The 275-nt window shown below is 64.4% G+C and carries 1 pseudogene; it reads right to left on the bottom strand.

Going from position 1 to position 275, the window contains the following annotated elements:
* Window positions 1-275: pseudogene (gene ureC / locus R0J88_RS19960) on the bottom strand (urease subunit alpha); the annotation flags it as partial.

Genomic DNA, 275 nt, shown 5'->3' with positions numbered 1-275 from the left:
CCGCCTTGCCGATGGCCGCGATGCGCCCGGCCTTGAGACCGACATCCGCCTTGACGATGCCCCACCAGTCCAGAATCAGCGCATTGGTGATCACGGTATCCATCACGCTGTCATCGGCGCGCTGGCTCTGGCCCATGCCATCGCGGATCACCTTGCCACCGCCGAACTTCACTTCTTCCCCGTAGTGGGTGAAATCCTTCTCCACCTCGATCCACAGCGCGGTGTCGCCCAGACGCACGCGGTCCCCGGTGGTCGGGCCGTACATGTCGGCATAG

The organism is Pseudoalteromonas sp. SIMBA_162 (genome assembly GCF_046535955.1).
GTDB lineage: Bacteria > Pseudomonadota > Gammaproteobacteria > Enterobacterales > Alteromonadaceae > Pseudoalteromonas > Pseudoalteromonas marina.
This window is presented reverse-complemented; position numbering and strand designations above follow the sequence as displayed.